At 40.3% G+C, this 20,656-nt stretch carries 22 protein-coding genes, 1 pseudogene and 1 riboswitch; of the genes and pseudogenes, 16 read left to right on the forward strand and 7 right to left on the reverse strand.

Annotated features, from left to right (window positions below; translation table 11 throughout):
• Window positions 1-80: 80 nt before the first annotated feature.
• The 4 genes from MPH60_RS01255 to MPH60_RS01270 form a co-directional block, all read right to left on the reverse strand.
• Entirely contained in the window at window positions 81-950 is an 870-nt protein-coding gene (locus MPH60_RS01255; RefSeq protein WP_241589259.1) for a 5'-methylthioadenosine/S-adenosylhomocysteine nucleosidase, read from the reverse strand.
• A 178-nt stretch (window positions 951-1,128) separates the two neighbouring features.
• Window positions 1,129-1,232: riboswitch (purine riboswitch) on the reverse strand.
• A 723-nt stretch (window positions 1,233-1,955) separates the two neighbouring features.
• The gene (locus tag MPH60_RS01260) at window positions 1,956-2,309 is read right to left on the reverse strand and encodes a hypothetical protein (RefSeq protein ID WP_241589258.1); all 354 of its coding nucleotides are present in this window, start codon (window positions 2,307-2,309) and stop codon (window positions 1,956-1,958) included.
• 157 nt (window positions 2,310-2,466) lie between these two features.
• Window positions 2,467-3,387 (reverse strand): NAD(P)-dependent alcohol dehydrogenase, encoded by a 921-nt coding sequence (locus MPH60_RS01265; protein ID WP_241589257.1) that lies wholly within the window; start codon window positions 3,385-3,387, stop codon window positions 2,467-2,469.
• Window positions 3,388-4,053: 666 nt separating this feature from the next.
• Window positions 4,054-4,959 (reverse strand): LysR family transcriptional regulator, encoded by a 906-nt coding sequence (locus MPH60_RS01270; RefSeq protein WP_241589256.1) that lies wholly within the window; start codon window positions 4,957-4,959, stop codon window positions 4,054-4,056.
• 428 nt (window positions 4,960-5,387) lie between these two features.
• Here MPH60_RS01270 and MPH60_RS01275 point away from each other — a divergent pair, with 428 nt between their 5' ends.
• The 6 genes from MPH60_RS01275 (at window position 5,388) to MPH60_RS01300 (ending at window position 10,525) form a co-directional block, all read left to right on the forward strand.
• Window positions 5,388-6,671 carry a GntP family permease gene (locus MPH60_RS01275; protein ID WP_241589255.1) on the forward strand — a complete coding sequence of 428 codons (1,284 nt, stop codon included), beginning with the start codon at window positions 5,388-5,390 and terminating at the stop codon, window positions 6,669-6,671.
• Window positions 6,672-6,716: 45 nt separating this feature from the next.
• Window positions 6,717-7,493 carry a 3-hydroxybutyrate dehydrogenase gene (locus MPH60_RS01280; protein WP_241589254.1) on the forward strand — a complete coding sequence of 259 codons (777 nt, stop codon included), beginning with the start codon at window positions 6,717-6,719 and terminating at the stop codon, window positions 7,491-7,493.
• A gap of 134 nt (window positions 7,494-7,627) precedes the next feature.
• The gene (locus tag MPH60_RS01285; protein ID WP_241589253.1) at window positions 7,628-9,055 is read left to right on the forward strand and encodes a GntP family permease; all 1,428 of its coding nucleotides are present in this window, start codon (window positions 7,628-7,630) and stop codon (window positions 9,053-9,055) included.
• Window positions 9,056-9,440: 385 nt separating this feature from the next.
• Window positions 9,441-9,953, forward strand: coding sequence for a DUF6773 family protein (locus MPH60_RS01290; protein ID WP_241589252.1), 513 nt, complete (start codon window positions 9,441-9,443; stop codon window positions 9,951-9,953).
• Between the two features lie 10 nt (window positions 9,954-9,963).
• The gene (locus MPH60_RS01295; RefSeq protein ID WP_241589251.1) at window positions 9,964-10,161 is read left to right on the forward strand and encodes a helix-turn-helix transcriptional regulator; all 198 of its coding nucleotides are present in this window, start codon (window positions 9,964-9,966) and stop codon (window positions 10,159-10,161) included.
• Window positions 10,162-10,270: 109 nt separating this feature from the next.
• Window positions 10,271-10,525, forward strand: coding sequence for a sigma-G-dependent sporulation-specific acid-soluble spore protein CsgA (locus MPH60_RS01300; protein WP_101223217.1), 255 nt, complete (start codon window positions 10,271-10,273; stop codon window positions 10,523-10,525).
• 43 nt (window positions 10,526-10,568) lie between these two features.
• Here MPH60_RS01300 and MPH60_RS01305 read toward each other — a convergent pair whose 3' ends face one another.
• Together MPH60_RS01305 and MPH60_RS01310 are read right to left on the reverse strand one after the other, a co-directional pair.
• Window positions 10,569-11,222 carry a hypothetical protein gene (locus MPH60_RS01305; RefSeq protein ID WP_241589250.1) on the reverse strand — a complete coding sequence of 218 codons (654 nt, stop codon included), beginning with the start codon at window positions 11,220-11,222 and terminating at the stop codon, window positions 10,569-10,571.
• A 183-nt stretch (window positions 11,223-11,405) separates the two neighbouring features.
• Complete coding sequence (locus MPH60_RS01310) at window positions 11,406-12,269, reverse strand: LysR family transcriptional regulator (protein ID WP_241589249.1); 864 nt, start codon at window positions 12,267-12,269, stop codon at window positions 11,406-11,408.
• Window positions 12,270-12,478: 209 nt separating this feature from the next.
• Between MPH60_RS01310 and MPH60_RS01315 the strand changes: the two genes are divergently transcribed.
• The 7 genes and pseudogenes from MPH60_RS01315 to MPH60_RS01345 all read left to right on the forward strand — a co-directional run bounded on the left by MPH60_RS01315 (window position 12,479) and on the right by MPH60_RS01345 (window position 15,985).
• On the forward strand, window positions 12,479-12,715 hold the full coding sequence (locus MPH60_RS01315; RefSeq protein ID WP_272492789.1) for a DUF2798 domain-containing protein: 237 nt from the start codon (window positions 12,479-12,481) through the stop codon (window positions 12,713-12,715).
• A 150-nt stretch (window positions 12,716-12,865) separates the two neighbouring features.
• Entirely contained in the window at window positions 12,866-13,084 is a 219-nt protein-coding gene (locus MPH60_RS01320; RefSeq protein ID WP_241589248.1) for a DUF1659 domain-containing protein, read from the forward strand.
• Window positions 13,085-13,127: 43 nt separating this feature from the next.
• The gene (locus tag MPH60_RS01325) at window positions 13,128-13,346 is read left to right on the forward strand and encodes a DUF2922 domain-containing protein (protein WP_241589247.1); all 219 of its coding nucleotides are present in this window, start codon (window positions 13,128-13,130) and stop codon (window positions 13,344-13,346) included.
• A 43-nt stretch (window positions 13,347-13,389) separates the two neighbouring features.
• On the forward strand, window positions 13,390-13,545 hold the full coding sequence (locus MPH60_RS01330; RefSeq protein WP_057913045.1) for a YvrJ family protein: 156 nt from the start codon (window positions 13,390-13,392) through the stop codon (window positions 13,543-13,545).
• 156 nt (window positions 13,546-13,701) lie between these two features.
• Window positions 13,702-13,902, forward strand: a pseudogene (locus MPH60_RS01335) (KGG domain-containing protein); the annotation flags it as partial.
• A gap of 141 nt (window positions 13,903-14,043) precedes the next feature.
• Entirely contained in the window at window positions 14,044-14,490 is a 447-nt protein-coding gene (gsiB, locus tag MPH60_RS01340) for a glucose starvation-inducible protein GsiB (protein WP_054399809.1), read from the forward strand.
• A gap of 148 nt (window positions 14,491-14,638) precedes the next feature.
• The gene (locus tag MPH60_RS01345; protein WP_241589246.1) at window positions 14,639-15,985 is read left to right on the forward strand and encodes a DUF3238 domain-containing protein; all 1,347 of its coding nucleotides are present in this window, start codon (window positions 14,639-14,641) and stop codon (window positions 15,983-15,985) included.
• A gap of 124 nt (window positions 15,986-16,109) precedes the next feature.
• On the opposite strand, the gene MPH60_RS01350 is transcribed toward MPH60_RS01345, so the two are convergent.
• Window positions 16,110-16,502 carry a thiol-disulfide oxidoreductase DCC family protein gene (locus tag MPH60_RS01350; protein ID WP_137020835.1) on the reverse strand — a complete coding sequence of 131 codons (393 nt, stop codon included), beginning with the start codon at window positions 16,500-16,502 and terminating at the stop codon, window positions 16,110-16,112.
• 378 nt (window positions 16,503-16,880) lie between these two features.
• Between MPH60_RS01350 and MPH60_RS01355 the strand changes: the two genes are divergently transcribed.
• The 3 genes from MPH60_RS01355 to MPH60_RS01365 all read left to right on the forward strand — a co-directional run bounded on the left by MPH60_RS01355 (window position 16,881) and on the right by MPH60_RS01365 (window position 20,460).
• A complete protein-coding gene (locus MPH60_RS01355; protein WP_241589245.1) occupies window positions 16,881-17,852 on the forward strand; it encodes an acyltransferase family protein in 972 nt (323 codons plus the stop codon).
• Window positions 17,853-18,632: 780 nt separating this feature from the next.
• The gene (locus MPH60_RS01360) at window positions 18,633-19,742 is read left to right on the forward strand and encodes a D-alanyl-D-alanine carboxypeptidase family protein (RefSeq protein ID WP_241589244.1); all 1,110 of its coding nucleotides are present in this window, start codon (window positions 18,633-18,635) and stop codon (window positions 19,740-19,742) included.
• Between the two features lie 205 nt (window positions 19,743-19,947).
• Window positions 19,948-20,460: a DUF3189 family protein gene (locus MPH60_RS01365; protein WP_241589243.1), complete on the forward strand. Its 513-nt coding sequence runs from the start codon at window positions 19,948-19,950 to the stop codon at window positions 20,458-20,460.
• Window positions 20,461-20,656: the final 196 nt, after the last annotated feature.

Below are 20,656 nucleotides of genomic sequence, written 5' to 3' on the forward strand. Positions count from 1 at the left end.
TAATATGTGCTCTTCTTTATTTCATTATAGGGATAGTTGACCAAAAGGATTCTAATTCTTTATATGCTTCGAGCCTGATCTTATTTGCTTGGCATCGCAGAGATATATTTTTTGACTACTTCATACACATATTCTTGATTTGCTGCTGCTGTATTGGGGTTATATTTACCGCCGTTCGTTTTATTATTGGATAGTACTCGTATACCTAGGAAAGGCACATCGTAAGCTTTGGCGATTTGTGCTGCCGAAGCTCCTTCCATTTCTTCAACGGATGTACCATATTTCGTATGGAACCACTTAATCCGATCCACTTCATTATTCCAAACGTCTGCAGAACCGATAGTGCCATCAACAACCTTACCTTTTGTATAAGTATCTTTAACTGCATGAGCAGCTGCGAGTAAATCCTTATCTCCCTCGTAGAAGCGTGGTTTTTCAGCGTTAGGATCTTCTCCTGCACTTCCTTCAGAAGCCATTAGGTCCATTGGTTTCCAAATGGTTGGATCAATTCCTTGGTTTTCAGCTTTATCTGCTGTTTTTAATGAACCGAGGTTTACCGTTCTTTTTCCTAAAACAATATCAAAAACGTTTAAGCTTGGATCATGTCCCCCTGATGTCCCTTGATTGATGATGGCAATAGGGTTATATCTTTCAATGGCCAATGCTGTAGCGGCAGCTGTGTTTTCCATCCCTTTACCTGTTTTTGCAACGATTACAGGATAATTGTCTAACGTTCCAATGTAAAATACAAAATCTCCTGATTTTTCTTCTTTAACATTTTTTAACCTTTTCGCGAAATTTTCAGCTTCTATCGGCATTGGACCTTGAATCATGATAGGCCTTTGAGTCTTTTTTTCGACCGTTTCATTTTTGGAAGCAGAACTGCATGCTGCAATCATCGACACGAAAAGTAATGTAATGATTCCTAATAGAGTGTACTTTTTGAACATGTTTTTTCTCTCCTTAAAAACAAATTATCCGATTGTTTGAAACACTCGCAGTTATGGTCAAAGAAAAAGGTCCAGAACGGCAGAATGATTACTGCCTTCTAGACCTACGATAGTCAAAGTAAAGATGATTAAGCAAAATGATTATAATGCTAAATCATTAGCTGCTCAAGAAAGCGGGCAGCCGAATACTTTAACTCGTAGTCTAGTTCTTTCTCTGGGAACCAGGTAGAAACGCTCAGACCATATTTCCGAGCATATACGAGTAAATGACGATTATTACTTTGCTAATATAACAAAAAAATAATAGATAATCAATAAAAAAGTGAACATTAAAATATAAATATAATTTAATGTTCGTGTTTAAGGAGGGCGTAATTCGATAATAACGTTGATTGGAACGTAGGGCACTCGCTTTCCGCGGGCGGCCTGCGCCTGCGAGGTCTCCCTTGGACACGTTTCTCCCGCAGTAGTCTCGAATACCCGCTCCAATCAACTGGAACGTTTTTTTAATAAAAAAACTATAGTCAAACTACATTTCTTCTAATTTGGCTATAGTCTGAGGGGTTCGGAATGGCTCATCCCGATCCATGATTACTAGACTATGGTTTTCTTAATAGTTTTTTTATGACCCCTTCATTGGAAGGAAGAAATCTGCGACACTCCTGCCGAAAAACTCGCTAGCCGAGACCCCACAGACATTTGCGTCGAGGAGGCTTGGCAGACAGTCGGCGGAAAGGGAGCGGATTTCTGAAATCACTGCAACTTTTTTAAGAAAAAAAGTAGGCAAACCCGCTTTCTTCGAATTTGTCTACAGTCTGAAACAGATAGATTTATCTGCTTAATTATTGGCTTAATAGATTTCGTAGAATCGGATCTTTCCAGCAATCTGCTGTTCACTTCGAAAAAAACCCTCATTCTTGGAAAAGAGAGGGATTTACGTTCGTTAATGTATAGGGAGAAAAATGATTAGAGGATAGAAGAATAGGTGCAATGGGCTGCACCTATTTAATAATTCACCCAAAATAAGATGGAAAAAAGGATCAACAAGTAGATAATTTTTGGCACTGCTTTCCGCTTTAATGAAGCATTCAGCCATATTAAAACAATTCCTACCAATCCTCCGATAGAAATAAGTGCAATACCAACCGTTTTCATCCAAGTCATTTCAAAAATTGGTTCCAGCAGCAAGACTACCCAACTGAGAGCCACTAGACCAACTGAAAAGATAAAACGCTTACTCGTAAAATCCGTCCTCACTTCATTTCGTTCTTCTTCTGACATCTTTTTATACTCCCGGCACATCATGAAGGCCGGAATCCCTAGCATTAAAACTAATTGAACGATTGCATCCTTATTCATTATATCCTCCAGAAATAACAGCTCTCATCCATATACGTTCGTTGCTGGAAAAAGTTTCAATATCTTCTTGGATAATGACATCTTACCCCTTCAGATCCAATTGTCTAAGGGGTATTTCCATGTCCAAGAGGCTAGTTAAAACATGTGTAAGGTTTTGTCAGGGGTTATCATGAACAGTTATCACGACATTTCCCTTTTTATGTCCGAGCTCTACGTATCTATGTGCCTCGGGTATCTGTTCCAGCGGGTAGCGTTTATCAATGACCGATTTTATTTTGCCAGTTTCGATAAGCTCCTTAAGGAGTAGTAAATCTTCCGTAAGTATCTTTGCTATTCCTTGTCCTTCAACTGACACGTATCGCCCGTTCGGGGTTAGTGCCTTCTTGCAATTGGCTTTCGAGCTTTTACCGACTGCATCAAAGATGATGTCATATCGCTCTTGTCTTTCCGTGAAATCCTCTTTGGTATAATCAATTACTTTATCTGCTCCCAATGATTTCACCAATTCAAAATTAGCGGCACTGCATACTCCGGTAACTTCTGTTCCAAAGTATTTGGCCAGCTGTACGGCTGAAGTACCTACCGATCCGGATGCACCGTAAATGAGGACTTTTTGTCCGACCTGGATATTGGCTTTTCTGAAAAAATGGAGAGCTGTCGTTCCCCCAAAAGAAACGGCGGCGGCTTCCTCATAGGTCACATTGGCAGGCTTAATTGCGATTGGCCCATCTTCAGGTAAGCATGTGTATTCGGCATGAGCCCCAAAATTCATTCCAGTCATGGCAAAAACCTGGTCGCCTTTTTTGAATTTTTTCACATTGCTTCCTGTTTCCTCTATCTCCCCGGCTAGCTCCACACCGAGAATCGGTTTTCGCGGTTTTCTAAGCCCCAGAAAGATTCGCATCGGCAGCCATAATAAGAAGGGGCTCTTGAAACTCCGGACTCTTATGTCTCCTGAAGCGACGGTTGACGCATGAACCTTTACCAGAACTTCGTTGTCCTTCGGAGTTGGCTTTGCTACCTCTTTGAGTTCCAGTACATCGGGTGAACCGTATTTCGTGCATACCATTGCTTTCATCGCAGGTCTCCTTAGTTTTTGATTCAGTCTTTTAATACTATGATTTATGCTGAACTATAAAACTACATGTAAACGAAACGGAAGAAACTTTTGAAGAAACACGGAAAAGCAGTGAGATTTCACCTCCGAAATCCACTGCTTCAGTTTGAAGACAAAAGGGGTTCTGAATGCACGTATTCCTAACCCCTTATTGGACTTTTTTAGCTCATAGTTTTTACCAAAACTAGATAATTGCGCCCTTTATCATAAAAACCATAACAAACGATAGCTTGACGTATCGGGAGAATGCCAAATGTATATGTAATGTAGGGACGTTTTAACAAAATGACAGGTTTAAACTTTGGCGACCAACTTCGGAATACTTGACCAAATTAAAAATGAAAGGGAAATCAATAACGACCGGACTAAATGATGTTAGGAAGCAATTGCTCCAAAGGACCACTTTCATCACCTCAGGTATGATTTCTATCTAAATTTTAAAACAAAGTTGATTGGAACGGAAGGTGCGAGACTCCTGCGGGAAAAGCGCGTCCAGGGAGACCCCGCAGGCGCAAGAGCGGCCGAGGAGGCTCCTGGACCGCCCGCGGAAAGCGAGTGCCCTACGTTCCAATCAACGTTTAAATTATTTTACAAACCCTAAAAAAATGTAGGCAATCTTATTTTCATTTATTGATTTATGTCATTCTGCACTAGACCAACACCTTCATTCAGCATCTTCAATAGTTCTTTCAGAGCGAAGGAATGGTAGGCGTCCTTCTTGGTGATGATTCCAAGTTTCCAGTGGAGGTTCGAGTTTTTTAACGGGATGATTTTAACATTTTCGTTGGTCTGCTTATGATAAATCGATCTGGGCAGGAGGGTGATGCCCAGTTTGGATGAGACGAGTTCGATGATCAGGTCCCATTGTGAGCTTTGGTATGAGATGTCAGGGGTGAATCCGTCTTTTTCGCATGCCTGGATAATGTAATCATGTAAAGTGAAGTCTTCTGAAAAAAGGATGAATTTCTCGTCTTTCAATTCAGATAATGATACGGCTGAACGGCGGGCAAGTCTGTGCTCTTCATGAAGAAATAAAACGAATTCGTCTTCAATGAAGCGGTAAATATTGTAATTAGCTTCACTGGCAGGCAATACGACGATGCCGAGGTCGATTTCGCCTTCTTCGACAAGCTTTTCAATCAGCTTTGCGCCAAGTTCGACCAACTCGAGGGAAACTTTCGGATAACGTTCTTGAAAGCTGCGGGCAATTTCCGGGAAAAACAGCGTGCCGATCAGCGGAGGAATGCCGATTTTCACAACGCCTGTTGTAACGTCCCTGAGGTCATCCAAGAGTACATTCAATTCGGATAATGCGGCGAAGGTTTTTTGGCCTTGCTGATACACAATTTGTCCGGCATCCGTCAGGCGCAGGTGTCTCGTTGAGCGGTCGAAGAGTTCCACACGCAGCTCTTCTTCGAGTTTCTTGACGGCTTTACTTAAGGAAGGCTGTGTTAAATAAGAATTGGCAGCGGCATTCGTAAAACTTTTATGAAGGGCCACTTCCATAAATGATTTTAAATCTCGTAATTCCATATCTGTCTCCTATTTATTCGTAATTAGCATAAAGTATATTCTTATTATTCATTTTACTTATAAATAAAGGAGATGTAAACTATATGAGGATTAAAAAGCAAGTATATATAACCCTATTTTAATAAAATATTCATTCTGTAGAAGTAAAAGGAGAAAGGACTTTAGTATGAGCTGCATTTTATGATGTTTTATGTTAATGAATATATTTCCAAAAGATTAATCAGCTTATTCACCTTTCTCGGAAATGCATACAAGGTAGATATGAAATTATTTTAAAATAACTAAAAAGAGGGTATCCTCGTATCCACTTTTTTTAGGGTTGATGTTTAAGACACGGATGTCTTGAGCATAAGGGATTCACACATTCAAGGGGGAACCATGATGGAAAGCAAAACGATTTACATCACCTTGGAAAGAGGTGATTTCGGGTGTTAAGTATAATTGTAGGCTTAGTATTGCTGATGGCTTTGGCCTATTTGGGATGGTCCATCATTTGGGTGGCCCCGCTGGTGGCTGGAGTAGTAGCATTGATGAGCGGATTGGATGTATTTGATACGTATACCGGAACGTATATGACCGGATTGGTAGGATTCGTTCAGAAGTGGTTCCCAATCTTCCTGCTGGGAGCGATTTTCGGAAAGCTGATGGAAGAAACGGGTGCAGCGAAATCCGTTGCCAAGAAGGTAACGCAGATCATTGGTAAAAAGAGGGCGATTCTTGGGGTACTGATCGCTTCCGCTTTATTGACTTATGGCGGAGTTAGTTTATTTGTGGTCGTGTTCGCCGTTTATCCGATCGCGCTTGCGTTATTTAAAGAAGCGAACGTTACGAGAAGGCTGCTTGTTCCCACTTTTGCGCTTGGGGCATTCACTTTCACGATGACGGCCATACCGGGTACACCGCAAATCCAAAACCTGATACCGATGGAGTATTTCCATACGACACCTACTTCAGGCATGATCATCGGGATCGTCACTTCTTTGATCATGGCAGTTGGCGGGTATTTCTGGTTATCATACAGAGAAAGATCTCTTTCTGCTAAAGGAGAAGGATTCATCGAATCGGATGAATCGGTTACCGATTCTGAGCAAGACGAAAAAGTACCGAATTGGTTATTGTCTTTAGTTCCGCTTCTTATTGTTGTCCTATTGCTTAACGTTGTGAAATTAGAACCTATCTATGCATTATTATTAGGGGTTCTGAGCATTATGGTCATCAATATCAAGGATTACAAAAAGTTCATTTTCTCTGTCAATGAGGGAGCGAAAGGGTCAGTGATGGCCATCCTGAATACAAGTGCCGCAGTTGGATTCGGAGCTGTCATTGCGGTTATACCTGCATTTGATAACATCACTTCTTGGCTGCTTAATATTTCGAGCAATCCGCTCGTTGCTGAATCTCTTGCCGTACAAATCATGGCGATCATCACTGGTTCAGCTTCAGGCGGTATGGGTATTGCACTTAATGCCCTTGGCGATACTTTTTACAGCTTGTCACAATCGACGGGAATCAGCCCGGATGTATTCCACAGAATGGCGGCAGTCGCTTCAGGTGCATCCATTTTCCCTAATAATGGTGCTCTATTGACACTTTTGGCGGTTACAGGATTGACTCATAAAGAAACATATAAAGATGTTTTCGTGGTTGCGTTCATCATCCCGACCATTGCCATGATCGTCGGCATCATAATGGGTGCCATCGGTATCGTTTAATAAATATCGATACAAAAAATTAGTCTACTCTAGGAGGAATTCATAATGGTTAAAAATAAAGTCGTTATTATTACAGGTTCTGCTCGCGGTATTGGATTTGAAATTGGTAAGCACTTCGCTGAAAGTGGAGCCAAAGTGGTTCTTTCAGACATTAATGAAGAATCGGTGAAGGATGCTGCGGAATCATTGAAAAAACTTGGTTTCGATTCAATTGGAATCAAAGCCGATGTTACAAAAGAAGAAGATATCGTAAATATGGTGAAGGAAGCTAAAGAAACATACGGTTCGGTTGACATCGTGATTAACAATGCCGGGCTGCAGCATGTATCACCAATCGAAGATTTCCCGACGGCTAAATACGAATTGATGATAAAAATCATGCTGACAGCGCCGTTCATTCTAACGAAAGCCGTGTTCCCGATCATGAAAGAACAAGGTTTCGGCCGCATCATTAACGTTTCCTCCATTAACGGTGTTATCGGATTCGCAGGTAAAGCGGCTTACAACAGCGCGAAACACGGAGTGATCGGTTTAACGAAAGTTGCTGCTTTGGAAGGTGCAGAACACGGTATTACGGTTAATGCTTTATGCCCTGGATATGTGGATACTCCGCTTGTACGCGGACAAATGGCAGACTTGGCGAAAACACGTAATGTTCCGATTGAAGATGTATTGGCAGAAGTCCTTCTTCCATTAGTGCCTCAAAAACGTTTATTGGATGTTAGTGAAATTGCTGATTATGCATTGTTCCTGGCAAGCGATAAAGCGAAAAGCGTAACAGGTCAAGCTGTTGTCATTGACGGTGGCTATACAGCTCAATAATCAATAAATATAAGAAAAATAAAGGTGAACCTTTCTGACAAATTTTACTTTGGCAGAGAGGTTCACTTTTGGCGTATTTTTAACTAGTTTGGGGAAATTATTCAAACTTGGAATAAATGTTTAGGGGGATCTTCATGGACTTAATGATTATATTGCTGGCGCTGGGGCTATTGATGTTTGCAGCGTACCGCGGCTATTCTGTCATTTTATTTGCACCTATCTTTGCACTTTTACCTGTTTTCTTCATTGACCCGGGTCATGTTTTGCCGTTCTATTCCGGCGTATTCATGGAAAAGATGGTCATTTTCATAAAAAACTATTTTCCCGTCTTTTTATTAGGAGCTATATTCGGGAAGATCATCGAAATGTCGGGAATCGCCGAATCGATTGCGAAGACGATCGTCCGCTTGATCGGTGCCAAACAGGCCATGCTGACGATTGTCCTTTTAGGTGCGATTTTAACCTATAGCGGCGTGAGTTTATTTGTTGCGGTTTTCGCCATTTATCCTTTTGCCGTTCAATTGTTCAAGCAAGCCGATATACCTAAGAGGCTTATGCCCGCTACCATCGCACTTGGGGCATTCACGTTCACGATGGATGCTTTGCCGGGAACTCCCCAAATTCAAAATGTCATTCCCACGTCCTTCTTTGGTACAAACATTTATGCAGCTCCGATTCTTGGAATCATAGGCGCCATCTTTGTCTTATCGGTTGGATTGGCCTACTTGGAAAGCAGAAAAAGGCGAGCAAAAAAAGCAGGGGAAGGATATTATGGGCTTGCTGCGGAAAATGCCGCTGGACCTGAACAGGAAAAAGGGGAGCCCGCTCCTGATTTACATTCAAACCAATCTGTATTACGGCAGATTTTAGCATTCGTTCCGCTTGGATTGGTTGCGATCATGAATAATTATCTGTCTAAAGCCATACCGAAATGGTATCCTAATGGATTTGATTTTTCTGCTATGGGGTTAGAGGATTATTCAGTTGATGTAGCGGCGAATGCTGCAATCTGGTCGGTGGAGATTGCACTGATCGTCGGAATCATCACAGCCCTTGCCTATGATTGGAAACGAGTGACCAAACACATGAAAGAAGGACTGAACAACAGTATTGGCGGCTCATTGCTTGCCGTCATGAACACTGGTTCGGAATATGGCTTCGGCGGAGTCATCGCTGCCCTTCCAGGATTTGCGAAAATCAGTGATGGAATATCCGGTGTATTCTCGAATCCGCTTGTCAACGGCGCTGTCACCACTAGTGCACTTGCAGGCATAACAGGGTCTGCCTCCGGGGGAATGGGAATTGCATTAAGCGCAATGGCCGATAAATACAATCAGGCAATCGCCGCGGCCAATATTTCACCCGAAGTGATGCACCGTGTAGTCGCGATGGCATCAGGCGGCATGGATACACTTCCGCATAACGGAGCCGTCATCACCCTGCTTGCCGTCACAGGATTAACGCATAGACAATCGTATGGAAGCATATTCATGATCACCATCATAAAATCATTAGCTGTCTTTGTCATCATTGCCCTCTATACTTGGTTTGGAATTATATAAACTACAGTTTTTTTCTCCGGAAATGTAGATATATCGACGTTACTTGCAGGTTTATCTCCGAATATAGAGATATATCGACGAAAACAACAGGTTTATCTCCGAAAATGTAGATATATCGACGAAAACTACAGGTTTATCTCCGAAAATGTAGATATATCGACGAAAACTGCAGGTTTATCTCTAAAAATGCAGAATTCACGAGTAAATCCCCAAAACTTACGAGTAAAACCCTAATAAGGAAGTAGAGGTACCCATATTTAATGTGTGGGTACCTTTTTTTATACGTATTGCAATTTATAAATTATAAAAAGTAATATATATGTTGCAAAAAGTAAAGTAAATCATATAATAAGAGTAAGTAATGGAATTAAATGGAGGTCGATCGATGATGGATTTATTTAAACGAACGAAAAAGATCACGGATGAGCGGGTTGAGCATGTAAGAAATAAAATTTATAAAGAAATGTATTACGTCATTTTGGCCATTTGCCTGGTGAGTGCACTTTTCAAATTATATAAATATGGTGCAGGTAGCGGGGAGTTATATCTGGAATTCGCGATCCTTGTTGCAGGAGGGCTGTATTACTTAGCTCGTTCCATTTTCTTAGGTGTATTCTGGGATGAGGTGGAGATGCATGACCGCGCCAGCAAAACACCGATGAGCAGGAAGACGATTTTTGGTACGGTAGCTTTAGCACTCATCATCGCTATATTCATGGGGGTGAATAGTGCTGTATCCTATGCCGATAGCAGTTCCCAGGGTGTATGGTATTTTGTATTGGTATCGTTTGTATCCGTTATGATCTATTTGCCGATTTTACTTTTGTTTTTTGGTGGTATATACTTGCTGGCGAAGAAAATCGGAATGAAAAATAGCGAAGATAATAAGAAATTGTAGGTGGCTTCCCTTGAAAAATATAAAACTGAAGCTTGCGAGAGTAGAAAAGGACTTGTCACAAGATGAACTGGCCAAAATTGTCGGCGTTTCCAGGCAAACGATAGGATTAATTGAATCCGGAAAGTATAATCCCTCATTAGGTTTGTGTGTCGGTATTTGTAAAGCATTATCACGTACATTGGATGATTTGTTTTGGGAGGAAGACTGATTAGAGGTATCCATTGACATGGATATCTTTTTTTTAGGAATTTATCATCAAAAAATGGGGGAAGGTATAGCATGTAAGCAAAAATCTAACATTCGAGAGGGATGGTTTGATGGATCGTACGATTGGTTACTTACGTGAGATATTATCTAACTATACGGACCAATATCCTGAGGCACAGGAAATTTATAATAAAATCAAAAGCGGACATTTTCATTCTGAAGAAGAACTCGTCAATAAGCTATCCGGTAAAGAAGCCAGCCTCCTTAACCATATTCTTCCTCAGGAAATCAAGCATGCAAAGGAAGCGAGTGATACGGAACGGGTCACGCAATTATCAGAGGTATATGAACTGATTATTATTTGATAGAACCTTGTCCATGATGATCATGGACAAGGTTTTGTTGGTTTTATTCCATTTCACTAAGTGAATCCATATGACTGGCTATCATGGCGATGATCGTACTTGCTTCTTCCTTGCTGAAAATGAAATTCGTTTCATCCTTTATCAGGTCATCATCCGCTGTCCGAATCCGGTTGATCCGTTTCAGCACACCATCACCTGTTTCCTGAACGATACCGAATTGGTAGGTGACCTCCACTTCATTATCCTGGATATAGGCGGTCACTTCAGGCGTTTCCCAATCTACATCGATTTCGTATATATCGGAATCGTCGCCGTCAGGATCATACACATCCTCATTATCATCATCCATATCATATTCATAATCGTAATCATCATCATCATCATCCGCTTCCAAATAGTTATGGAAGCTCTCATGGACAGCATCGACGATATCTTCAATGTCCGAAAGGATGACCTTGCTGATCTGCCCTAAATCGGGCTCGAATGATTCCATATAAAATTCTTCATTATACGGATCAAAAAACAGCGTGGAAAAATAATCCCGCTCATTGTCATCCAGCTCTGTATAAAACTCGATGCGTGGATGCTTAGACCCGCGCTCCACGATCAAACTGCCATTGCGGTCGTATTTTTCACAAATTGATTGAAGATGATCCTGCAATTCCCCGCTTACTCTGTCAAACCATTCTAATGACATCAACATCCACTTCCTTTCGTGATTATTATTTCCCAGAAAAGGCGAACATGACGTGCCATTTAAAGCCAAATGCAATTTAACTTCGCATCAAAAAGGTCAGTTATAAAAAAATGATTAAAAGGGAAAATAAGCTGAAAAGCAAAACGATAATATAAATAGAGGGTTATTTTGGAAGGGTTTTTATTAAGCTTCCTTATACCTTTCAATGATAAAGTCAATAAAATACCTGCTTGCTATGGGCAATACCCTTTTATCTTTGTATGCCAAAGTAATTGTTCGGATAATAGAAGGAGCGATGGCTTTCGTTACAATATTATAGGGACATTTATGTAAGAGCAGTTTCGGTAAAATCGAAATGCCAAGCTCTTGTTCAATCATCGACATAATCGCATAAGGGTCATATACCCGGTATTGTGTATCAGGTTCAAAATTGTTCTGTTTAAAAATGATTAATGGTTCATGTATAACTCCCTCATCCAACAGAATATAAGGATCTTTTAGCAAATCCTCCAAGGAGACTTCAGTGGATGACGCTAAAGGGTGATCTACTGGCATTACGGCCACCATTTGGTCTTCTTGCAAGGGAATCGTAGTTAGATCTGTAACATTTGAATTTACAAAGCCAAAGTCTACGCTGCCTTCTTTAACCCAGTTTGAGATTTCCGTATAATTTCCTTGATGTAATTCGAAATGAACAGTTGGGTAAAGTTCCTTGAAATCTTTGATCAATCCCGGTATCCAATGACATGTAACACTGGAAAAGGTGCCAATTCGAATAAGGCCGCTTTGCAGTCCCTCCATTTCTTTATGCTTTTCAGTCAGTTCTCTATGTGAATTACAAATCTTCCGGATATATGGCAAAAATTCCTCGCCATCTGGTGTCAGAGTAATACCCTTTCGAGAGCGTAAAATAAGAGTGGTAGAAAGCTCTTCCTCTAATGAATGCACCATTTGGCTAATGGCGGACTGCGTATAGCCAAGTTCTTCAGCAGCTTTTGTAAAACTGCCTGTTTCTATGGTTTTGATAAAAGCATAATACGAATTCAATCTAACTAACTCCTTTGCATTAGAAATTCTAATAGATCTATTATAAAAATTGGTTTTACTAATGTAAATGGAAGAAATAAAATAGAGTTGGGAACAGAACAACAGAAAATTAAAAATATCAAGGAACCTAAAATTATTAAATCAGGAGTTGAAGCAGAAAAATAATGAATATTAACGTTAAGTACAGAAATATAATTTTTGCATTTTTAATGGCATTTAGTATGTCCTTTTTTATTTCATTCATATTAGTCTCAATAAATAGAGGTTATGATCATATATTCCTATCTACATGGTTAAAAACTTGGTCACAGGCTTTTATCTGTGCTTTCTTTGGAGCTTACTTTTTTCCGAGAGTCATACAACAAATAATGAGAAGAATTAATTTTGTAGAAAAACCGCACGTAATTGAGAAGGATTTGTTAATGAAAAAAGAAGACAATTCATAAGTAGAGTATTTAAAATTTGTTTAAAAGGATCTCCTGATTTAGAGCTGCCCAAATGATGGGGAGCTTTTTATGCGTTTCCCGAAAAGTTTCAAGACCATGCTACTTTCATCATGAAAAAGTTTATATAAAGTGTGAAAGGGGGTGAGTGATATGGCAAATCAAATTCCAGTATCAAGTACGTTGCGGATCGATTTTGAGACGGGGTTAAACGAAAAAGGGGCTCTCGTTATCAAGCGGAGGACATTTTCAAACATCAAGGTCGAGGCGACGGCGGACCAGCTGTTTTCGACAGCAGTTGCAATCGCAAGTGTACAGAATTATCCAATGGGTGAAGTGACCAGGGTGGATGCGTATTCTTTGATTGGCTAAACGGTTTTTCGAAAGATGTCGGAAGAGGGGGAGGTGATGTGAAATGGCTAAAGTATTGGAATTGATTTTCGTTACAGCGGAAGGAAAGTCAGCAACGATTTCCGTTGATAATCCGAAGGAGCCGGTCGGAGTTAACACAGTTAAACTGGCAATGGAACAAATCATTGCGGGGAACGTGTTCGTTACATCTTCCGGGAATTTCGTCGATTTGAAAGCGGCACGCCTTGTCGAGCGGAATGTTGAGGAACTGGAACTTATCTAACGAACGGGTCTTGTTGGTCACCCTGGAAGAGAGGTGAAAAAAAGTGGATCAAATCCTGCCATTTGTCAGTGATATTGGGTTCCCGATCATTGTTACCCTTTATTTGCTTCATAGGATTGAAACGAAATTGGATACTTTGAATGAAACCCTTGTGGAGCTGCCAGATCGCCTGCGAGAAGGGATTCCCAAGTCAGGTTAAGGATAAGCGGGGAGCATCATGGGTGTTATCATCCATGATGCTTTTCCTTTTGAAGTGGAAAAGTTTTAATAGATTCTAGTTTTATATCAAATCTATCGGGTATACATAAAACTGTAGCTAGTTCATCAAAAACCCAAACAATAAGGAGGAGTTTTAATGACTAACAACAATGAAAAAATGAGCAGGGAAGAAGCAGGCCGCAAAGGCGGGGAAGCGACAGCAAAAAGTCATGATAAGGAATTTTTCCAAGAGATTGGTCAAAAAGGCGGAGAGGCCACTTCCGAAAATCATGATAAGGATTTCTATCAGGAAATTGGCAAAAAAGGCGGAGAGGCTAGAGCCAATCAACGTGATCGTTCCGATGATTGAACTTGGAAAAAGTCACCGCTAAAGGCGACCAGAAGTTTTTAGCTGAATCTAGTTTTACAGCTGTTCAAACGGGTACATGACATATGTAGCTAGTACATGAAAAATCCAAATAATAAGGAGGAATTTTTAATGGCTAACAACAATGAGAAAATGAGTCGTGAAGAAGCAGGACGTAAAGGTGGAGAAACAACAGCAAAAAATCATGATAAGGAATTCTATCAAGAGATTGGCCAAAAGGGCGGAGAAGCGACATCCGAAAATCATGATAAGGAATTCTATCAAGAGATTGGCCAAAAAGGCGGAGAAGCAACTTCCGAAAATCATGATAAGGAATTCTATCAAGAGATTGGCCAAAAAGGCGGAGAAGCGACATCCGAAAATCATGATAAGGAATTCTATCAAGAGATTGGTAAAAAAGGCGGAGAAGCGACATCCGACAGTCATGGCAAGGAATTCTATCAGGAAATCGGCGAAAAAGGCGGAGAGGCACGTGGAAATCAACGTGATGATTCCGATGATGGAAAAATGAGCCGTGAAGAAGCAGGACGCAAAGGCGGGGAAAAAAGCCGCCGTTAAAATATAATCCAGAAAACTTATAAATGACCGAGGGAGTAACCATTCCCTCGGTTTTTTTCATGCTAGCAAGTTGTCCTTAACAGCACATTGCAAAGTGTGCTCAGGGATTAAAGTGGGTAAAGAATAACACCCAGAAAAGGAAGAGGTGATGAAGAAGTTGATTGCCCATTATTCATTTCCCCGTTTAAAAGTAGGAGGAGTTACATTCAATGCAAGGCATTCATTGCTAGCTCTTGGTCTTGCGGGAATCGCTTATCTGGTTTCCAATAAGAGGAAGCATCAAGCTTTATTCAAAACGGCTTCATTGATGTGTAAGATCGAACGGAAAGAAGATTCCATAAAGCTTATTTGGCCTGATGAAGGCGGTTACTATCGGGTATTTAGGGGGCAAGAGCTGATCTACAGTGGCCGGGAGCCAAGGCTGGCAGATCGGGGATTGACTCCAGGAACCATTTACACGTACATGATAGATAGCTTGAATGAAAAAAATCAGGCAGTGAACAGGATGAAGATACAGACATCAACGACCGCCCAGAGTAAAAAAGAAGATAATATCCTTTTGGATTTGGTATTCACCACGATTGTCGCAAAAGGCCAAGCCAGCCTGGAATGGGAGCCCATCAAGGGAATAAAAGAGTATACGATTTACAGAAACGGCGTGGATATCGGGAAAGTGGGTGGATGTTCCTTTAGTGATCGGAGTATTAGTGAAGATCAGGAATACACATATACCATTAAAGCCAAACGGCCCCTTCCGCGTTCAGAGCAGGAGTCCTATGCCGTGAAGTCACTTATAGCGAGTATTGTAGGAGCCATAAAAAAAGGTTCATCCCAAGCACAAGCCGCGATCGAGGAAATAACGAATACGAAAAAGATTGGACCTGTAAAACAGCTTTTACAGCCAGTTGAAAAGGATGCGGACGGTAAAAAGAAAAGAAATTGGCAGCTGCGCTATACCACCTTTTTACCGGAAGAGTGGCTGAAAAACCCCAATCTGGCCTCAAAGGTTCCCTATTTTAAAGGAGACAACCGCGGGTTTGATCCTGTTTCACCCCGTTTCCGGACCAGGGTCGATGTGTACATTCACGAAAAGGAAAGAAAAGCCGAGATTGAATTTTCCAAAGCGGTCGGGAAAAGTGAGGCATACAACCATGATGGCGAGTTCCTTGAGGAGGGAGTGGCCTCGGATGAAGACATTGAAGTGAAGCGCGTATTATCCAATCATGAGAAAACGACAATCCAGCTGACACACTCTGTAGGCAACCCGATCATCATTTCGCCTGCCGTGGACTATAAAGTGATCGGGACCTTTTACCGAAATGGCGAAATCAATATAGCCGGGTATCATGATCAGGCACCGCATCACGAAGTCTACCTAAAGGGGGTAGATGAACAAAACTGGGAACCCCTGCACCTGGCGGAAAATAAAGGGCTCGAAATGATGGCGCATCCTACGGCCAACCATTTATGGAGATACTCCACATTTACACAGTGAAAGGGACGAAAAGCCGTGAGCGCTGATCGTCCTTTTTTTGTTGATATAGAAAATTGACCATTTCTCATACAAACAAAAAGGACCTCGAATACTTTGAAGTCCTTTTTGTTTGTTGATGAGGCATTTATAAAAATCGCTTTCGAACACTTGGCGACGGCAGCATACAGCTTTCTTCTTTCTTTCCGAACCATTTGTAACGGTTCCTGGCAATGAAATCATAAACGAAGTTCCGGATGAAGCTTGGAACGATGATGAAGCCGTAAAGCAACTTCCATGCCCCTTGTAAGCGGCGGCATATCCTCAAGGCTGCAGACGATTTATAGTAGGCCTTATCCCTTTCGATCAGGACCATGCTATCTATATCTGCAGGAACATCATACTTCTTCAGCAACTCTTGTCCCGCCTCACTTTGAAGCGAAGCGTAATGAAAAAGCCCCTGCGGATCCCGCTTTATAATGAACTGGACACTCGAATCGCAAAAGTTGCATTCACCATCAAACAAAATGACCGGATTCATGAACATTCCTCCTATAGAGAGACGTTATCATACTCATGCTTCTATAATACACTACCCGTTTTGGCAAGGCGAAAACGTCTGGAACTGCTTAGGATTTGATTTTGGAAGTGATTGTTCATTCCGGCGAATCATTAACGGGTGCGTTAGCGCCATAAGCCAATTGGCGGGTGGGGTTTTTTGTTTAAGTCTCTTGTTATCAAACTGTTATTTTCCATTAACTATCCTGTAAACAAGCTGTGATATGGTAGATACTCCAATGAAGTTCCTTAAGTAAAATGCCGGCAATCCTATATTAGAGGAAAGCCGGCTTTTTCATTCAAACCATAATTGAGGATTAGAAGATAGAACGAGTAGTTTCTTTATAGGGGGTAAGATTTCATGAAACGTGATCCGTATTTTGATAATGCGAAGGCTGTTTTAATCGTGCTAGTTGTTTTGGGACACACATTAGCAAGAATGGTAGAAGAAAATGAATGGATTTTAACGATTTATTTGTTTATTTTTTCATTTCATATGCCAGCTTTTATTTTAGTATCCGGCTATTTTTCAAGAAAGATAAAAAGTAAAAAGGACCTCTGGGGGCTAATTAAGAAAATATTAATTCCCTATGTAATATTCCAGGTGATTTATACCTTCTATTATCAGAGGTTATTTGATGAACCAATTGAATTCACAATTCTGACTCCAAGATGGGCCTTATGGTTCCTAATAAGCTTATTCTGCTGGAATATATTATTGTTTATATTTTCCTCAAGGAAATATGGGATCATTTCTTCAATCATTGTCTCTCTCATCATCGGTTACTTTGGTGAAGTGAATGAATGGCTAAGTTTGTCTAGAACGTTCTTTTTCTTTCCTTTCTTTTTAGTTGGACATTTTTTAGAAAAGGATCAGTTTGAATGGGTTAAAAAGAAAAGGAATGCCCTAATCGGCTGGGCTGTACTAGGGTTACTCTTTATTGGTATTTATTTCTATGGGGAAACGACTTGGAGGGAATGGTTTTATGGCCGTTTAGGTTATAAGGAATTAATGGAAGGTTCCATTGCCCTCGGTTTTATATATAAGTTGATCGTTTATGTAATCATGGGAGCGGCAACGTATTGTTTTCTTTGTATTGTCCCTAGAAAGCATACTTTTTTTACTGAAATAGGATCCATTACATTAGTTATTTATCTTTTTCATATGTTTTTTCTGGAATATGTTTATAACTCATTTATTTATGATTGGATCAAAGAAAGTGGCCAATATTATGTTTTATTAGTCATATCTGTAACCATTATATTTATATTATCAAGAAAACCGATTGTAAAAGTGGAATGTCTGTTATTAGGAATGAAAATGAAAACATAACAGAATTCTACCTATAAAGTAAATATCCCTTCAGAGTTTGAAGATTGAGACTGTCGACAAACTCGATGAAAAACAAGTCTGCTCAATTTTTATTTAGGTTTGTAAAACAGGGAACGACGATTGGAGCGTAAGGTACTCGCTTTCCGCGGGCGGTCGGGGAGCCTCTGCACTACGCCTGCGGGGTCTCCCCTCGACGCGCTTTTCCCGCAGGAGTCTCGCACACCCGCTCCAATCAACTTTGTGTTTTGAAAGAAAAACCGCAGGCCGGGCTCATCTAAACCATGTTTAAGACTAGTTTATCCTTCATGTTTTTTCCTGTACTCCTTAATGGATGGAAGAAATTTGCGACACTCCTGCCGAATAACTGGCTAGCCGAGACCCCACAGACGCTTGGCAGACAGTCGGCGGAAAGGGAGCGGATTTCTGAAATCAACTTGAATTTTTAAAAGAAAAAACTGCAGTCAAACTCGCTTTTCTTAGAGTTTTTCTACAGCCAGAGCCCTTCAATTTGAAGGGTTTTTTCATGAAAAGAAACTTCCAGATATTTAGTGAGCTGTTAAAAAATCCGTATAATGGGGATTAGATGGATACTCCACTAAAAGGGTTACAACCCTTATAAAGTTATTTCAGGAAAGAACATGAAGACCATTCCCCGAAATGTTTCCAAAATTATTAAGGGGTAATTACTTTTGTATTTCACTTTCAATAAATCAACTCTAAACATTCAGATTTATTTTATTATGACTATATAAGATCTAACTATCATCAAAGGAGCGGCATATGAAAAAGTTTTTCATCATCATCATTTTGGCTTTAATCCCTTTCGTATCTACGAAGGTAAGTGCAGAATCTGACTTGCCCCTCAATAGTGAAGCCGGGATCATTATTGATGCGAAAAGTGGAAAAGTATTATACGAAAAAAACATGGATAAAAGTATGTATCCAGCCAGTCTAACGAAACTTGCCACGGCGATATATGCTATAGAACACGGGGATATGGATGAACTAGTGACTGTCAGCGAGAAAGCAGCGAAGGCAGACGGGTCTTCGGTATTTATAGAGCCTGGGGAGGAAGTAGAGCTTTCCAAATTAATTGCAGGCATGCTGATCAACTCCGGAAATGATGCAGCCATCGCAATTGCCGAGCATATGTCTGGCAGTGAAAAACGGTTCATGGAAGATTTGAATGAGTTTTTAAGAAAAGAAGTCAACGTCACCGATACTCATTTTACGAACCCCCATGGATTGTTTGACAAAGACCATGTAACTACAGCTAGTGACCTTGCGAAAATTACCCAATATGCAATGAAAAATGAAACGTTCCGTGAGTATTTTGGGAAGAAGGATTTACCATGGGAAGTGGAAACATGGAACACAACTCTCATTACCCATCATAAAATGTTAAAAGGCGAACTCCCCTATAAAGGAATAACCGGCGGGAAAACCGGTTTCGTCAGTCAATCCGGCTACACCCTGATTTCCACTGCCACCAGAGGAGAACAGGAATTGATTGCAGTCACTCTAAAAGCTCCTTCAGACAAGGTTGCCTACGCTGATACCAAGCTTTTATTCAACTATGGCTTTGAAAACTTTAAATCAGGCAAAATTGATAAAAAAAGCAAACTTTTTTCAGCGGACTATTCCAATTCCTATACGCTGAACGAAGACTTATACTATACTCATTTAATCAGTGATCAACCTAGTCTAAAAACGAGTAATGATGGAATTCTCTCAATCATGAACCAAGAGGGGGAAGCAATAAAATCCTTTGACCTTAACGCGGTCGCTGATGTTAGGAACACAGTATTGCCTGCCCCGATTAAAAAAGAAACAATCAATGATGAGCTAATAAAATTTTCTGTCCCATCCCTAGGTTTGGGAGGATTTTAGGACCCTTTACTATACATACCCCAGTTTATAAATAATAAAAACAATAAAAGAGTGCCCTTATCATTCGTGACTGATAGGTGTACTCTTTTATTTTTAATGATGATCCAAGGACAGGAAGATATTAATCGGACAGCACAAAGGTAACTGAATCGGAAATGGAGTATATGACCATAATAGTAGTAAAAAAACTATTAGGGATGATTTCATGATCTATATCTATAATGATTATGGGGGTACACATACCACGTCTCTGGCTGCCGCCTATCATTTAAAACAATTGCCTCAATCGGAAAGAAAACTAACTTCGGAAGAGATATTAAATGTAAAATATTTTAATAAATTAACGAAAAAAGAGTTTGGAAAGCTGATTTTTCGCGGGACCGATGAAGAGGGCAATTCCGTTTATACAATGGGACATAAAAGAGAGAAACTTGTTGTTCCGGCATTAAAAGAATTGACTTTACTACTAGAAGAGAAATTTCATTTTAACGAAAAAATAGTATTCTCCAATACATCACCAACTGTACCTATTGCCATGTCTATAGGGGGATATTTATCAAGAGCATTAAAAATTGATTTTATAGGTGTGCCCTTATTAATTATCGGCACCAAACAATGCTGTGATAATATTTTTCGCTTGGTTGAAAATACGAAACAAATTGGGAAAGCGGCGAATGGGGAAAAAGTGATTATATTAGAAAATGAAATATATAAGTAATACTATTAAAAGTTTACTTAGCCCATCGAAATTCATTTTTGTGGTGCAGGTTGCGGAATTCAAGTCAACAATTGATGTTGGCTTTTTTTGTTATGTTTCTGGATGGTGCCTAACAAGGATTTCTGTCTAAACGTTGTAAATGTCAAAATCCTGATTCTTCCTCTTTTGGAGTGGATAGGAATACCCATTTTATCAC

The organism is Peribacillus sp. Aquil_B1, assembly GCF_022603275.1.
Taxonomy (GTDB): Bacteria; Bacillota; Bacilli; order Bacillales; family DSM-1321; genus Peribacillus.

What these genes read in the sequence shown, in the direction of transcription:
- MPH60_RS01255 (WP_241589259.1), bottom strand. Translation starts at nt 950, where the DNA reads ATGTTCAAAAAGTACACTCTATTAGGAATCATTACATTACTTTTCGTG.
- MPH60_RS01260 (WP_241589258.1), bottom strand. Translation starts at nt 2,309, where the DNA reads ATGAATAAGGATGCAATCGTTCAATTAGTTTTAATGCTAGGGATTCCG.
- MPH60_RS01265 (WP_241589257.1), bottom strand. Translation starts at nt 3,387, where the DNA reads ATGAAAGCAATGGTATGCACGAAATACGGTTCACCCGATGTACTGGAA.
- MPH60_RS01270 (WP_241589256.1), bottom strand. Translation starts at nt 4,959, where the DNA reads ATGGAATTACGAGATTTAAAATCATTTATGGAAGTGGCCCTTCATAAA.
- MPH60_RS01280 (WP_241589254.1), top strand. Translation starts at nt 6,717, where the DNA reads ATGGTTAAAAATAAAGTCGTTATTATTACAGGTTCTGCTCGCGGTATT.
- MPH60_RS01285 (WP_241589253.1), top strand. Translation starts at nt 7,628, where the DNA reads ATGGACTTAATGATTATATTGCTGGCGCTGGGGCTATTGATGTTTGCA.
- MPH60_RS01290 (WP_241589252.1), top strand. Translation starts at nt 9,441, where the DNA reads ATGATGGATTTATTTAAACGAACGAAAAAGATCACGGATGAGCGGGTT.
- MPH60_RS01300 (WP_101223217.1), top strand. Translation starts at nt 10,271, where the DNA reads ATGGATCGTACGATTGGTTACTTACGTGAGATATTATCTAACTATACG.
- MPH60_RS01305 (WP_241589250.1), bottom strand. Translation starts at nt 11,222, where the DNA reads ATGTCATTAGAATGGTTTGACAGAGTAAGCGGGGAATTGCAGGATCAT.
- MPH60_RS01315 (WP_272492789.1), top strand. Translation starts at nt 12,479, where the DNA reads ATGGCATTTAGTATGTCCTTTTTTATTTCATTCATATTAGTCTCAATA.
- MPH60_RS01320 (WP_241589248.1), top strand. Translation starts at nt 12,866, where the DNA reads ATGGCAAATCAAATTCCAGTATCAAGTACGTTGCGGATCGATTTTGAG.
- MPH60_RS01325 (WP_241589247.1), top strand. Translation starts at nt 13,128, where the DNA reads ATGGCTAAAGTATTGGAATTGATTTTCGTTACAGCGGAAGGAAAGTCA.
- gsiB (WP_054399809.1), top strand. Translation starts at nt 14,044, where the DNA reads ATGGCTAACAACAATGAGAAAATGAGTCGTGAAGAAGCAGGACGTAAA.
- MPH60_RS01345 (WP_241589246.1), top strand. Translation starts at nt 14,639, where the DNA reads ATGAAGAAGTTGATTGCCCATTATTCATTTCCCCGTTTAAAAGTAGGA.
- MPH60_RS01350 (WP_137020835.1), bottom strand. Translation starts at nt 16,502, where the DNA reads ATGAATCCGGTCATTTTGTTTGATGGTGAATGCAACTTTTGCGATTCG.
- MPH60_RS01355 (WP_241589245.1), top strand. Translation starts at nt 16,881, where the DNA reads ATGAAACGTGATCCGTATTTTGATAATGCGAAGGCTGTTTTAATCGTG.
- MPH60_RS01360 (WP_241589244.1), top strand. Translation starts at nt 18,633, where the DNA reads ATGAAAAAGTTTTTCATCATCATCATTTTGGCTTTAATCCCTTTCGTA.
- MPH60_RS01365 (WP_241589243.1), top strand. Translation starts at nt 19,948, where the DNA reads ATGATCTATATCTATAATGATTATGGGGGTACACATACCACGTCTCTG.